General features: G+C 74.0%; 8 protein-coding genes. 2 read left to right on the forward strand and 6 right to left on the reverse strand.

Annotated features, from left to right (window positions below; translation table 11 throughout):
- Positions 1-8: 8 nt before the first annotated feature.
- From AB0N27_RS26210 to AB0N27_RS26225, 4 genes are all read right to left on the reverse strand, one after another.
- Complete coding sequence (locus AB0N27_RS26210) at positions 9-3,410, reverse strand: UvrD-helicase domain-containing protein (RefSeq protein WP_364375115.1); 3,402 nt, start codon at positions 3,408-3,410, stop codon at positions 9-11.
- A gap of 27 nt (positions 3,411-3,437) precedes the next feature.
- Positions 3,438-6,872 (reverse strand): ATP-dependent DNA helicase, encoded by a 3,435-nt coding sequence (locus AB0N27_RS26215; RefSeq protein ID WP_364375118.1) that lies wholly within the window; start codon positions 6,870-6,872, stop codon positions 3,438-3,440.
- 158 nt (positions 6,873-7,030) lie between these two features.
- Positions 7,031-7,576 carry a TIGR00730 family Rossman fold protein gene (locus tag AB0N27_RS26220; RefSeq protein WP_364375121.1) on the reverse strand — a complete coding sequence of 182 codons (546 nt, stop codon included), beginning with the start codon at positions 7,574-7,576 and terminating at the stop codon, positions 7,031-7,033.
- A complete protein-coding gene (locus AB0N27_RS26225; RefSeq protein WP_364375124.1) occupies positions 7,576-8,439 on the reverse strand; it encodes a TIGR00730 family Rossman fold protein in 864 nt (287 codons plus the stop codon). The genes AB0N27_RS26220 and AB0N27_RS26225 overlap by 1 nt, the downstream gene beginning before the upstream one ends.
- Before the next feature lie 155 nt (positions 8,440-8,594).
- Here AB0N27_RS26225 and AB0N27_RS26230 point away from each other — a divergent pair, with 155 nt between their 5' ends.
- Positions 8,595-8,765 carry a hypothetical protein gene (locus AB0N27_RS26230; RefSeq protein ID WP_167517367.1) on the forward strand — a complete coding sequence of 57 codons (171 nt, stop codon included), beginning with the start codon at positions 8,595-8,597 and terminating at the stop codon, positions 8,763-8,765.
- Between the two features lie 48 nt (positions 8,766-8,813).
- Here the strand turns inward: AB0N27_RS26230 and dapE are convergent, their stop codons facing one another.
- Positions 8,814-9,887 (reverse strand): succinyl-diaminopimelate desuccinylase, encoded by a 1,074-nt coding sequence (gene dapE, locus AB0N27_RS26235; protein ID WP_364375129.1) that lies wholly within the window; start codon positions 9,885-9,887, stop codon positions 8,814-8,816.
- A gap of 78 nt (positions 9,888-9,965) precedes the next feature.
- Between dapE and dapD the strand changes: the two genes are divergently transcribed.
- Positions 9,966-10,925, forward strand: coding sequence for a 2,3,4,5-tetrahydropyridine-2,6-dicarboxylate N-succinyltransferase (gene dapD, locus AB0N27_RS26240; protein WP_364375132.1), 960 nt, complete (start codon positions 9,966-9,968; stop codon positions 10,923-10,925).
- Between the two features lie 51 nt (positions 10,926-10,976).
- Here the strand turns inward: dapD and AB0N27_RS26245 are convergent, their stop codons facing one another.
- Positions 10,977-14,270, reverse strand: coding sequence for a S8 family serine peptidase (locus AB0N27_RS26245; protein WP_364375638.1), 3,294 nt, complete (start codon positions 14,268-14,270; stop codon positions 10,977-10,979).
- Positions 14,271-14,273: the final 3 nt, after the last annotated feature.

Consider the following 14,273-nt stretch of genomic DNA (forward strand, 5'->3'; position numbering starts at 1 on the left):
CCCAGCGGTCAAGCTTGGGCGGAATCTTCGGGCAACTGGGCGATCATGGCGGTGAGCCCGGCCACATCCAGCAGGTCGGTGGGTCGCACCGTCGCACCGTCGCGGACGTAGTGGAAGGCCGCGCCCACCCGGTCGACAGGCACCCCGGCCAGCTCCGCCCAGGCCAGTCGGTACACGGCCAACTGCACCGCCGCCACCTGCGCCGCCGGGCCAGTGGGCTGCCGACCCGTCTTCCAGTCGACCACGTCGAACCGACCACCAGGCCTGGCGAAGACCGCGTCCATCCGGCCCCGGACCACCACCCCGGCGATCACCGTGGCGAACGGCACCTCCACCTCCACCGGCGCCCGGTCGGCCCACTCGCTGGCCAGGAAGCGCTCCTGAAGCTCCACAAGCGCCTCGTCCGGTGCCGCGTCCGCGTCCGCCGCGCCGGGCAGCTCGTCCAGATCGAGCAGCCGGTCGGCGCCGAAGCGCTGCTCCAGCCACGCGTGGAAGGCGGTGCCCCGACGGGCGTACGGGTTGGGTTCGGCGGGCACCGGACGGCGCAGCGTACGCGCCAGCGCCGCCGGGTCGTTACGCAACGCGACGAGCTGGGTGACGCTCAACTGCCCCGGCAGGGCCACCTCGACCGCGCCGGAGAGCCGGGTCAGCTCGGCCCGCTCGGCGAGCAGCAGATCAGCTTCGCGCCGCCAGCGCGCCACCTCCGGATCGGGCTCCGGTTCGGCCGTCGCGGCGACCACCGGCCCGACAGCCACCGGCCCGACAGCCACCGCAGCCGGGCCGTCGGTCATCAGGCGGCGGACCAGCCCGGCCGCCTCGGCCAGCGCCGGCCGTCGACCGCCCAACGGGTCGGCCGGCCACTCCGCACGGAGCACCACCTCGGCCGTCGGGTTGGTGGCGTCCGGGGTGGGCTCGGGCGCCCACACGTCGACCAGGTGCCCCGGGCCGCCGTCCAGGCAGGCGTCGTACACCTCGCGCAGGAAGACCGACGGCCCGCGCGGCCGCTTCGTGCCCTCCCCCCACCAGTAGCCCGAGCAGAGCAGCAGCCGGCGCGGGCGGGTGACCGCCACGTACGTCAGCCGGCGTTCCTCCCGCTCGTCGTGCGCCCGCCAGGCGTCGGTGAAGTCGGTGACCGCCCGGGCCACGGCCCGCTGGTCCCCCGCCTCGTCGAGCATCAGCTCCGGCAGACCGTCGGCGTCGCCGCGCAGCGGGAACGGCAGCACACCCAGCCCGCCCAGCCAGTGATCGGAGTTGCGCGCCGGCCCCGGCCACGACCCGCGGCACAGCCCGGCGACCGCCACCACGTCCCACTCCAGGCCCTTCGCGGCGTGCGCGGTGACCACCTGGACCGCGCCCTCGACCACCTCGACCTCGCCGGGGGTCAGGCCGCGTTCCTCGTCCTCGGCGGCGGCCAGGTAGGACAGGAAGCCGGACAGGGTGGCGCCCGGCGTCTCGCCGCTGAAGCGGGCCGCCACGTCACCGAGGGCGTCCAGGTGGCCCCGGGCCAGGCCGGCGTCACCCGCGCCGTCCCGGCCAGCGCGAACCGCCACCTCCACGTCCAGGCCGATGGTCCGCTCGATGTCCGCGATCAGGTCCGGTAGCGCCTGGTCCAGCCGGTAGCGCAGCAGCGCCAGCTCCATGCCGTACGCGCGCAGCCGCGCGAACCCCTCCGCGGAGTACGCCTGCGCCGGCCCCAGATCGGCAAGCGCCTCCACCAGGGTGGCCTCGTCCAACAGATCGGGGGTGATCTCCGGGGTCTCGTCGGCGGCCACCTGCCGGCGGGCGTTGGCGATGGCCCGGGCCCGCCGGTGCAGCGCCACCAGATCCCGTGGCCCGATCCGCCAACGGGCGCCCGTGAGCAGCCGCAGCAGCGCGGCGCCGTCGGTCGGGTCGGCCAGCACCCGCAGCGTGCACACCACGTCGCGGACCTCGGGAGTGTCCAGCAGGCCGCCCAACCCGACGACCTCCACGGGCAGGCCCCGCTCCCGCAGCGCCGATTCGATCGCCGGGATCTGGCTGCGGACCCGGACCAGCACGGCAGTCGTCGGGCGCTGCGCCACCGGGATGTGCTCGGGCGCCACGCCGGGCATCCGGGCCGCGCCGCGCCAGGCCGCGAGCACGCTGTCGGCGATCCAGGCCGCCTCGTCGGCGTACGTGGGCAGCAGCGCGCAGTGCACAGTGCCGCCCGCCACCCCGCCGGGGCTGCGGTGCGGGATCGGGTCCAGGACGGTCAGCGCCGAGCGCAGCTCCGGCACCCGGGCTCCGGCCGCGCGCAACGGGGTGGACAGCGCGTTCGCCACCCGGAGGATCTCGGGGCGGTTGCGCCAGCTCGTGGTGAGCCCCAGCGCCCGCGCCGGCTGGCCGTCGGACCGCGCGAACTCGGTGGGGAACCGGTCCAGTGTGCCCGCGCTGGCCCCCCGCCAGCCGTAGATGGACTGGCACGGATCACCCACCGCCGTCACCGGGTGCCCGCCACCGAACAACGCGTTGAGCAGCACCACCTGGGCGTGGCTGGTGTCCTGGTACTCGTCGAGCAGCACCACCCGGAACCGGTCCCGCTCGATCCCGCCAACCGCCGGATGGTCCCGGGCCACCCGCGCCGCCCGGGCGAGCTGATCGGCGAAGTCCATCGCCTCGAAGTCCAGTTTGCGCCTGGCGTACGCCCGCACCAGCGGCAGGAGGCGCAGCCGGGTCTGTTGCAGGGCGAGTGCCTTGCGCACGTCGGCGTACACCCGCCCCGGGCGCGACTGCACCTCGGCGAAGAACCGGCCCGTCCACGCCGCCAGCTCGTCCGGGGCGACCAGGTGCTCGTCCAACTCCCCGGCGAGCGCCAGCACCGCGTCGGTGATGGTGCTCGGCATCCGGTCCACCTCGGACATGTCACCGTCGTAGTTGCGCACCAGCAGGTCGACCAACTGCCAGCGGGACGCCTCGGTGAGCAGCCGGGTGGACGGCTCGTAGCCGGCCCGCAACCCGTGCTCCGTGACGATCCGCCCGGCGTACGAGTGGTAGGTGGAGACGGTGGGCTCGCCGGCGAGCGGGTCGCCAAGCGGGTCGCGGCCCTGCCTGCCGAGTCGGCGGATCAGCTGGTCGAGCCGTGTACGCACCCGGTGCGCCAGCTCACCGGCGGCCTTACGGGTGAAGGTCAGCCCGAGGATCTGCTCCGGCCGCACGTACGAGTTGGCGACCAGCCAGACCACCCGTGCGGCCATCGTCTCGGTCTTGCCGGAGCCGGCACCGGCCACCACCAGCAGCGGCTCCACCGGGGCGGCGATGATCGCGGCCTGCTCCCGGGTGGGTGCCGGCAGCCGCAGGAGTTTCGCCAGCTCCACAGGGGTGTACCGGGGCCCGGAGTCGGCGAGCCGGGGCGTCGGCGCGGGGCCGGCGCCGAACAGGGTGGGCTGGGTCACGGTGTCGCCTCGACTCCTGACACCGGCTCACTCCTCGCCCTCGGTGGCGCGTCGGACGGTCGGCGGCTCGACGACCTGGCGCCCCTGCCCGGAGACCGGGCAGCTGGTGCGCACCGGGCAGACCCGGCACTTCGAATTGGCCACCGCGGCGAAGGTGGCAGCGGCCATCGTATCGGCGGTGCGCCGGACCAGCGCGGTCGCCCAGCCGGCCGCCGGGCCCTCGCCCGCCGCCGGCTGGTTCTGCTCCCGGGCGTCCTTCGCGGACGTGCCGAGCTGCACCAGCGCCGCGCCTCCGGACTCGTCACCGAACTCGGCGAACGCCCCCGCCTCCACCGCCGCCTGGTAGGCGCCGAGCTGCGGGTGCTCGGCCAGCTCACTGCCGGTGACCGCCGTCGACTTGCCGGTCTTCAGGTCGATCACCACGAGCCGGCCGGCCTCGTCGACCTCCAGCCGGTCGACGCGGCCGGTCAGGTCGACCGGGCGGTGCGGGTCGTCCAGCCGGACGGCGAACTCGTGCTCGATGGCGAGCAGCCGGCGCGGGTTGGTGGCCAGCCAGCGCAGCAGCTTGTCGACCATCGCCTCGGCGCGTTCCCGTTCCGGGCCGGCCATCCAGCGGGCGGCCAACTCGATCGCGTCGAAGCGGGCGGCCACGTAGTCGAGCAACGCGCCCCGGTCGGCGCTGGCGTCCTCGGCGAGCATCGCGGCGGCGTGCACCAGGTTGCCCACGCCCTGCGCGGTGCTGGTCGGGCCGCTGCCGCCGTGCCGTTCCAGCAGCCAGCGCAGGCTGCACCGCAGCGCGCTCTCCATCGCCGACGGGGTGACGCGTACCGCCTCGCCGTCGTCGACGAGGGGCCTGTCGTCGGAGAGCGCCCGCAGCCCCCACCAGTCGTCCGGGTGCGCGCCGGGCACACCGGCGGCGGCGAGGCGGGCCAGTTCGGTCGCCGCCGCGCGCCGCCGGCTCGCCGGCACCGCCGGGTCGGTGATGGCGGTACGCAGTTCGGCGACAAGCGCCGGCAGGGTGAGCGCCCGGGGCGGTCGGGTCACCGGCAGCGCGCCGGGGCTGTCCGGCTCCTCGTCGCCGTCCTCGCCCGCCGCCACGCCCTCGCCGGACGAGGGACCGTCGAGCGGGTCACCGGAGGGCGGGCCGGTACGCGGGCCGGGCGGAGGGGCGGACGGCGGAGTGGGTGGCGCGGCAGGGGCCAGCTCGTGCAGGAACCGGCTCGGCTGCTCCTCGTGGTCGTCGCCGCCTACCGCCGCCGACGCCACCGCGCTGACCAGCAGGCGGTGCCGCGCCCGGCTGACGGCGACGTGGAAGAGGCGGCGTTCCTCGTCCAGCAACGCCGAGGTCTGACCCACCACGTTCGCCGCTGCCGCCCCGCCCACGGACCGGCCGGTCAGCACGTCGACCAGCCGCTCCGAGCCGAGCAGGCTGCCGCGCAGCCGCAGGTCCGGCCAGATGCCCTCCTGCACACCGGCCACCGCGACGAGGTCCCATTCCAGACCCTTCGCCGCGTGCGCGGTGAGCAGCCGCACCGCCGCACCCCGGTCGGCGGTCGGGGCGATGGTGTCGGCCGGCAGGTCCTGGGCGAGCACGTGGTCGAGGAAGACCTCGGTACGGGCACCGGGCAGCCGGTCGGTGAAGCGCGCCGCCGCGTCGAAGAGCACGAGCACCGCGTCCAGGTCCCGGTCGGCCGCCTCGGCGCGCCTGCGCCGGGCCAGGTCCCCCTCGCCTGCCGCCGGCCGCCCCTGGGCGATCGCGCCGGCCCAGCGTTCGGCGAGGGCACTGGCGTCCCAGACCTCCCAGAGCACCGTCTCGGCTGTCGCGCCGGGCTGGGCGGCCGCGTCCCGGGCCGTGGCGAGCAGCCCGGCGACCGCCTGCGCGGGCTCCGCCCACCGCCTGTCGATGTCGGCCAGCTCCGTCGGGTCGCGCAGCGCCTCGACGATCAGCTCACCGGAGGGGCGCCGGTCACCACCGGCCAGCGCCAGGGCGCGCAGGCCCTGCCGCAGCCGCCGCTCGGCGAGCGGGTCCGCACCGCCGAGCGGCGAGTGCAGCAACGCGACGGCCGCCTCCTCGTCCAGGTGCTCCGGCTCCAGGGCGCAGCGCAGCAGGAGCAGCAGCGGCGCCACCGCCGGTTGCAGGTGCAGCGGCAGGTCCTCGCCGTGCACCACTGTGGGTACGCCGGCAGCGTGCAACGCCCGTTGCAGGGTGGGCAGCTGCAACGCGGTGGACCGCACCAGCACCGCCATCCGCGACCAGGGCACACCGTCGAGCAGGTGGGCGGAGCGCAGCGCGTGGGCAAGCCAGGCGGCCTCGCTCGTCGCCGAGCGGAACGTGTGCACCTCGACCACACCTGGCGGCGCGTCCGGCAGCGGGTGCAGCCTGCGGTGCGCCGCCGGGCCGCGCAGCCGGCGACCCAGCCGGGCGATCGCGGCGAGCAACTCCGGGCCGGCCCGGTATGACGTGCTGAGCAGCACCTGGGCCGCCGGCGCACCGGACGCGGTCCGGAACCGGTGCGGGAAACTGCCCACCGCCGCGGGGTCGGCGCCCCGGAACGCGTACGTGGACGAATCGGGGTCGGCGAAGGCGACAAGCGAGGTGCCACCGCCGGCGATCACCGAGAGCAGCTCCAGTTGGGCGGGGTCGGTGTCGGCCAGCTCGTCGACGTACACGTGGGCGAGGCGGCGACGCTCGGCGGCCAGCAGCTCCTCGTCGTCGCGCAGCAGACCGGTGGCCGCCCGGACCAGCTCGGCCGGGTCGTACGCGATCGAGCCCCGGTTGCTGACGTCGCGCAGCGCGAGCACTGCCACGTACTCCCGCAGGAAGCGGGCGGCGGCCGGCCAGTCGTCGCGGCCGAGTTTCTCGCCCAGCCGGGCCAGGTCGACCGGGCCGACGCCGCGTTCGGCGGCCCGCATGAGCAGGTCGCGCAACTGGCCGGCGAAGGCCCGGGTGCGCAGGGCCGGGCGCAGGTCGTCCGGCCAGCCGACCGGGTCGTCGTCGGGCTCCTCGCCCACCACGTCCAGCAGCTCCCGGATGATCAGATCCTGCTCGGGGCCGGTGAGCAGGCGCGGCGACGGCTCGCCCCGCTCGGCGGCGGCCCGGCGGAGCAGCCCGAAGGCGTACGCCGGGAAGGTGCGCACGAGCGGCTCCCGGAGCACGCGGTGGCCGTCCTGCGCCACCCGGGCCTCGATGCGTTGGCGCAGCGCGGTGGCGCCCCGGCGGCCGAAGGTCAGCACCAGGACGCGTTCGGGGTCGACGCCCTCGCGGACCCGGGCGGCGACGGCCTCGACCAGGGTGCTCGTCTTGCCGGTGCCGGGGCCGCCGAGCACCAGCATCGGCCCGTCCGTGTGCCCGATGACCTCGGCCTGCACGGTGTCGGCCCGCCAACCGGCGGGACCGGCCCCGGAAGACGCGCCGCTGTCGGCGGCCACTACGGACCGCCGCACCAACCGGTACGCCTGCATCAGCTCATCCCATCAAACCGGTACGACACTCACCCACCCCACCCCGACCCACCCCAACCCCACCGCATCCAGCTCTGTCGATCATGAAGTTGGCGGCGCGACACGCCGGGCGCGGTGCCGTCAACCTCATGATCGACGGGGAGGACGCAGACCCGTGGTCAGGTCAGGGCGGACTCCAGCGCGTCCAGGGCGGCCGGGACCGTCGGGGCCACGGTCACGAGGCCGAGGCCTGCTGGTTTGAGGAAGTGCTCGTCGGTGAGGGTGGCGAGCCAGTCCAGCAGCGGGCGGTAGAAGCCGTCGGCGTCGACGAGCACCATCGGCTTGCGGTGCAGGGTGAGGGTGGCGGTGGTCCACACCTCGAACAGCTCGTCGAGCGTGCCCAGCCCGCCGGGCAGGGTGAGGAACGCGTCCGACTTCTCGATCATCAACGTCTTGCGGCTGGCCATCGAGTCGGTGACCAGCAGTTCGTCCGAGGCGAGGTCGGCGACCTCCAGGTCGACGAGCGACTGTGGGATCACGCCCAGGGTGCGCCCACCGGCGTGTCGGGCGCCGTCCGCGAGCGCGCCCATCATGCCGACGCAGCCACCGCCGCTCACCAGCGTGTGACCGCGTCGGGCCAGCTCCGCGCCGGTCTCGGTGGCGAGATCCAGAAAGCGCTGGTCGAGGGTACGGGAGGACGCGCAGAAGACGCAGATCGCCGCCATCAGCCCTCCCGCGGTTGGTCGGCGGCCTGCTCGGCGGCGGCCTGCTGGTCGGCCCCGGTGCGGGCGACCGCCTCGTCGCGGACCGCGTCCTGCTCCACGGAGAGCGCCGCCTCGGACTCGACGATGTGTCGGACGGCCGCGTTGACGTCGTCGGTGAGGCAGATCAGGTCCAGGTCGACCGGACCGATCTTGCCGTCGGCGGCCATCGTGTCGCGCAGCCAGTCGAGCAGGCCCTGCCAGTACGCGACCCCCATCAGCACGACCGGGAACCGGGTCACCTTGCCGGTCTGCACAAGCGTGAGCGCCTCGAACAGTTCGTCCATGGTGCCGAAGCCGCCGGGCAGCACGACGAACGCCTGCGCGTACTTGACGAACATCGTCTTGCGGGCGAAGAAGTAGCGGAAGTCGATGGCCAGGTCGACCCAGTCGTTGATGCCCTGCTCGAACGGCAGCTCGATGCCGAGCCCGACGGAGAGTCCGCCGGCCTCGGTGGCACCCCGGTTGGCGGCCTCCATCACGCCCGGCCCACCCCCGGTGATCACGGCGTAGCCGGCCCGGGCCAGTGCCCCGCCCACCTGCTCGGCGAGTCGGCACTCGGCGGTGTCCGGGCCGCTGCGGGCGGAGCCGAACACACTGACCGCCGGCGGCAGGTCGGCGAGGGTGTCGAAGCCCTCGACGAACTCCGAGAGGATGCGTAGCGCCCGCCAGGCGTCCCTGGTCTTCCAGTCGCCGCGTCCCCGCGAATCCAGCAGTCGCTGGTCGGCGGTGCTGCTCGGGATCGCCCCTCGACGCAGCGTCACCGCGCCCCGGTGCCGCTCCTTCGCTGGGCCGCGGCTGGCCTCCCGCCCGTTGCTGTCGCTCATGGAGCAACCGTAGTGCTCCACCAGGTGCTTGCCGGGTCGGGTCGCGGACGCTGAGAAATAAGTCCCGATCAAGGGCAACTATTCGGCTCGCTCGTACGTCTTACTATTCACATACCGGGTATGCCCCGGCGCGCGCCTTCGGGGGAGGAGACAGCGTGATCAGCAACAGCGAGATGATCCGGATCCGTCGCCAGATGCAGCGACGGATCCGAGATGTGGTGGCCGAACGCCGCCGCACCCGCCAGCAGGACCCGATCCCCCTGCTCGCCCCTCCCCCACCCGGAGCCGATCAAGAGGTTTGCGTCGCCGACAACGGGCCCGGCTGACGCAAACCTCTTGATCACCGGCGCGAGCCGGCGGGCGGGGGGTGGCGGTTAGGCCGGGGCCAGCCAGCGGTGCAGGGTTGCCGCGCCGTCGCGGATCTTGCTGATCTCGACGTGCTCGTCCGGGTGGTGGGCCAGGTTGGGGTCGCCCGGGCCGAAGTTCAGCGCGGGGATGCCCATGGCCGCGAAGCGGGCCACGTCCGTCCAGCCGAGCTTGCCGATCGGCGCCGCGCCGACCGCCGCCAGGAACTCCTTCGCCGGGGCCGCCTCCAGCCCGGGTGGGGCACCGGCCACCGAATCCGTCACCACCACCTCGAAACCGGCGAACACCTCGCGCAGGTGCGCCTCCGCCTCGGCGGGCGTACGGTCCGGGGCGAACCGGTAGTTGACCTCGACCTCACAACGGTCCGGGACCACGTTGCCGGCGACCCCGCCGTTGATCCGCACCGCGTTCATGCCCTCGCGGTAGTCGCAGCCGTCGATGGTGACCCGGCGCGCCTCGTACGTCTGGAGGCGCCGCAGCACCTCACCTGCCGCGTGGATGGCGTTCACCCCGTGCCAGGAGCGCGCCGAGTGGGCCCGTACCCCGGTCGTGGTGACCACCGAACGCATGGTGCCCTGGCAACCCGCCTCGACGATGCCGTACGTCGGCTCCAGCAGCACCGCGAAGTCCGCCTCGAGCCACTCCGGGAACGCCTGGGCGACCAGGTTCAACCCGTTGTACCGCGACTCGATCTCCTCCGCCTCGTAGAAGAAGTACGTCACGTCGTACCGCGGGTTCGGCAGGGTCACCGCCAGGTGCAGGGCGTACGCGGTGCCGGACTTCATGTCCGAGGTGCCGCAGCCGTACATCAGGTCGCCGCGCATGGTCGACGGGAAGTTGTTGTTGAGCGGCACGGTGTCCAGGTGCCCGGCCAGGACGACGCGCTGCGACCGACCGAGGTCGGTACGCGCCATCACCGTGTTGCCGTGCCGGTGGGTGCTCAGGTGCGGTACACCGCGCAGGACCTCCTCGACACAGTCGGCGATCGCCTTCTCGTTGAGGGACACGGACTCTATGTCGACGAGAGCGCGGGTCAGCGCCACCGGATCGGCGAGGACCTCGGGGGTCAGCGGGTTCTCCATGGTTCGCACGGTACCTTCAGGTCTGTCAGCGCGAGGAGTGAGCTGAGGCCGGCGCGGCCCAGACCGAGAGGTGTAACAGTGACGTCCGCAGATTCCGCCTGGGGCATCGGCCTGGCCACCGTGACGGCAGACGGACAGGTGCTCGACACCTGGTATCCGACCGGCAAGCTGGGCCTGGGTGAGCTGCCCCTGGTCGCCGGTGAGGGTGAGTCGGACGTGCTCGACCTGCCGCCGGGCGCGCTCGGGGACCGGGCGCTGCCCGGTCTGCGTACCGTCCAGGTGGTCACCGTGATCGGCTCGCTGGACGACCCGATCAAGGACGCCCCCGACGCGTACCTCCGGTTGCACCTGCTCTCGCACCGCCTGGTCCGGCCCAACCAGCTCAACCTGGACGGCATCTTCGGCAAGCTCGCCAACGTGGCCTGGACGTCGGCCGGGCCGTGCCCGCCGGAGCGGGTGGACGAGCTGCGGGTGATCGAGCGCGCGGCCGGCCGCCATCTGGCGGTGTACGGGGTGGACAAGTTCCCCCGGATGACCGACTACGTGGTGCCCTCAGGCGTGCGGATCGCCGACGCGGACCGGGTGCGGCTCGGCGCCCACCTGGCTGCCGGCACCACTGTGATGCACGAGGGCTTCGTGAACTTCAACGCCGGCACCGTGGGCACCTCGATGGTCGAGGGGCGCATCGTGCAGGGCGTGCTTGTCGGCGACGGCTCCGACGTCGGCGGCGGCGCCTCGATCATGGGCACGCTCTCCGGCGGCGGCACCGAGAAGGTGAGCATCGGCGAGCGCAGCCTGATCGGTGCGAACGCTGGTGTCGGCATCTCCCTCGGCGATGACTGCGTGGTCGAGGCGGGCTGCTACATCACCGCCGCCTCGAAGATCACCCTGCCGGACGGCCGGGTCGTCAAGGCCCGGGAGTTGTCCGGCGTCGACGGCCTGCTGTTCTGGCGCAACTCGGTCACCGGCGCGCTGGAGGCGAAGCAGCGCACCGGCCGGGGCATCGAACTGAACGCTGCCCTGCACGCCAACGACTGACGTCCCCGCCGGGTCCGCGGCGCTCGGCCGCGGACCCGGACGGGGTACGCCTCAGCGCAACCGGTACGCCTGGATGATCCGTTGGGTCACCGTGTTGCCGGCGGCGTCCCGGGCGGTGGCTCGCAGCGACGCGTAGCCGGCGCCCGACGGATGCCTGACTGTGGCCGTCCAGCCGTGCCCACCGTGCCGGACCCGGGCGGGTTGCCAGCTCCGGCCGCCGTCGTAGGAGACGTCCACGGTCAGCCCGGTCAGGCGCGACCCGGGGGCTCCGGGCTGTCGCCGCACCTGCACCGGGATGACGAGGCTCCGGCCGGCCGGGGCCGTGTTGTCCCGGCCGAGCGGTGGCGTGAACGAGATCGCCGACACCGGCAGCCGCCGGTAGTCCTCGCCGGGTACGTGCCCGGACCGGAACGTCCACGCCGCGTCGACCTCGGTGCTGAGGTCGGTGAAGCTCCGCTTCGCCGACACCTCCAGCCGGTACTTCGCGGCACCGGGCGGCACCGTGAACTGGCCGTACCCCGGGTCCGCCGACTCGTCGACGAGGGCCCCGTCGCGGTAGAGGGCGGTCCGGGCCGTGTCCGCGATCGACCAGCCGGCGTGGCCGTCGGCGTCACCGTGCAGCGGAACGTCCACCACGATCTCGTCACCGAGACGGGTGACCCCCTGCCCCGGCCAGCGCGGCGTCGGGAACGACGGCCCGTACGGCGCGCTGTTCCAGCTCTCCCGCGTGTGCCGGCCGGCCCGGTACGCCTTCGGTTCGGCGACCAGCACCGCCTTCGTGTCGAGCCACCCCTCCTCGGTGGGCACGCCGAACGTCAGCTCCGAGGACCAGCGCAGCCCGTCGGTGTTGTAGTGCTCGACCCGCCTCCCCGGCACAGTCGTGGGCAGGACGACCGCCCAACCACCCAGGTCCGGTTCGAGGTGCGGGAAGACCACCCGCTCCGCGGACAGCCCCGGGTAGCCGCCCCGGAACTCGTGGGTGACGGTGGCCAGGTCCCGAGCCCGGTAGGTCCTGTCGAAGCCGGTCGGCATCCGGCCGGGGATCTTCTCACTGAGCGCGTACAGGTAGGGGCTGTCGGCCACGTCCGGCTTCCTCCACTGGCTGCTCACCGTGGCGAGGAACCGTTCGCCGGAAACCGCCCGACCGAGGTGCCCGGTGGCCAGCCCGGTGAAGTCGAGCCCGAGCAGACCGAATCCGTACGAGCCGCCGTCCTCGGCGAGGAAGATGGCGCTGATGTCCACCAGGTCCGGGACGGCTGTCGGCTCCGGGATGCCCGTCCGCACCGGCCGTGCCCTGCGGGCGTCGACAGTGACAGTCGTGTCGGCGGTCACCGCCAGCTCGGGCTGCGCCAGTTGGGCGGCGCCGGTGTCCCCGCTGAAGACGATGCTTGCCAGCCCGTAGCGGCCCTTCGGCACGCGGAGTTCGTCGGTGCCGTCCGGGTCGTACAGGTTGTAGCTGTCCAGGGTGTCGAGCCGGATCAGCGTGGTGATGTGGTCCGTGGCGGCGGCACCGGTGGCGTCGAGGTGCCGGACGGTGAGCTGGTAGCTCTCCACCTCCCGGTTCACCGCCACCGGGGTGACAGCCACGGCCGTACCGGAGCGGGCCACGATGCGGCCGGTCCAGTAGCCGTCCGTACCGACCCGGGTGTCCACGGTGACAGTGGTGCCTGCGGTGCCGCCCGGCGGCACGGTGACCTGGCCCGCGCCCAGGGCGAACATGCCGGCCGGTGCCGGCTGGCCGTCCGGGCCGGTCACCTCGAAGGCGAGGTCCAGGGTGAGCGGGTTCGGGCCGTCGTTACGCCAGTCGACGTTCCTGGTGATCGGGGTGTCGTCGTCGTGCGGCCAGGTCGGTCGACCGAAGGAGACGCTCACCGGGTCGCTCGTCACCCGCTGGGTGATCGCCCGGGCCACGTCGACCCGGCCGGCGCCCTGCTGGAACGCGGTCTGCTCCGGGTGCGGCTTCGCCGACGCCATCAGGGTGGCCTTGAGCTGCGTCGCCGTCCAGCCGCTGTGCTGCTGGGCGAGCAGCGCCACCGCTCCGGTGACGTGCGGCGCGGCCATCGAGGTGCCGGAGAGCGCGACGTACCCGCCCCCCACCGGCGTACCGATCTCCGTGCCGTCGGCGCGGGCGGCCACGATCTCCACCCCGGGCGCGGTGATGTCCGGCTTCAACCCGCCGTCGCCCACCCGGGGGCCCCGGCTGGAGAAGTCGGCAAGGGCGTCGTCACGGTCCACCGCGCCCACCGTGAGCGCCGCGTCGGCGCTGCCCGGCGAGCCGACCGAGCCGTCGGTGCCGTCGTTGCCCGCGGAGAGGACGAAGAGGGCACCGGTCTGCGCGGTGAGCGAGTCGACTGCCGCCTCCAGCGGGTCGATGTCGGGTGTGTCACCGCCGCCCAGGCTCATGTTGATCACATCGGCGTGCTGGTCGGCGGCTGCCCACTGCATGCCGGCGAGGATCGCCGACTCCATGCAGCCGCCCTCCTCGCAGACCTTGCCGTTGAGCAGCGTGGCGTCCGGGGCGACACCGTGGTACTTGCCGCCGGAGGCCGCGCCGCTGCCCGCGATGATCGAGGCGACGTGCGTGCCGTGGCCGACCGTGTCACCGGCGTCTGCGGCCTCGGTGAAGTTGTGCGCCTCGGCGACCCGGCCGGTCAGGTCGGGGTGGCCGGCGTCGATGCCGGTGTCCAGCACCGCGACGCGTACGCCCTGACCGGTGAGGCCGGCCTGGTAGGCGGCCGGGGCGCCGATCTGCGGCACGCTGTGGTCCAGGGTGAGCTGTCGGCGGCCGTCGAGCCAGATGCGGTCGGCGCCCCCCGCCGTGCCGACCCGGGCGCCGGCGCCGGTGAGCGCCGCCCAGACGTTTGCGGCCTGCCGCTTGTCGGCGGTGGCGGCGACCCCGCCGATGGCCGGAAGTTGGGTGGTGACGGTCAGCCCGGCCGGCGTCGCGGCCCGCTGCCGCGCGCCCGCGTTGCCGGCGACCAGCACCGGCAGGTCGCCCCGACGGGCGTCGTCGTAGCCGGCGTCGACCAGCCCGGTCACGTCGAAGAGCCGCCTGTCGACCCGGCCGTCGCGGACCAGCGGCAGGGCGTCCTGCGGCAGCACGGTGAGGTGACCTCGGTCGCGGGTGGTGAGGAAACGCAGATGGGTACGCCCCGGGCCGGGACGGATCGCGGCGGACCCGGACGGGGTGACGGTGACCCGGTCGCCGGTGAGCAGGGTGACGGTGGTCGTGGTGGTGGACGCGCGACGCGGGTTGGCGTCGGCAGTGGTGCTTGTGGGTGGCCTTGCCGCGGCGGTCACCGGAGTGCCGAGCACGAGGGCCAGGGCTGCGGTGGCGGCGGTCATTCT

Source organism: Micromonospora sp. NPDC093244 (genome assembly GCF_040683695.1).
In the GTDB taxonomy this organism is placed as follows: Bacteria; Actinomycetota; Actinomycetes; order Mycobacteriales; family Micromonosporaceae; genus Micromonospora.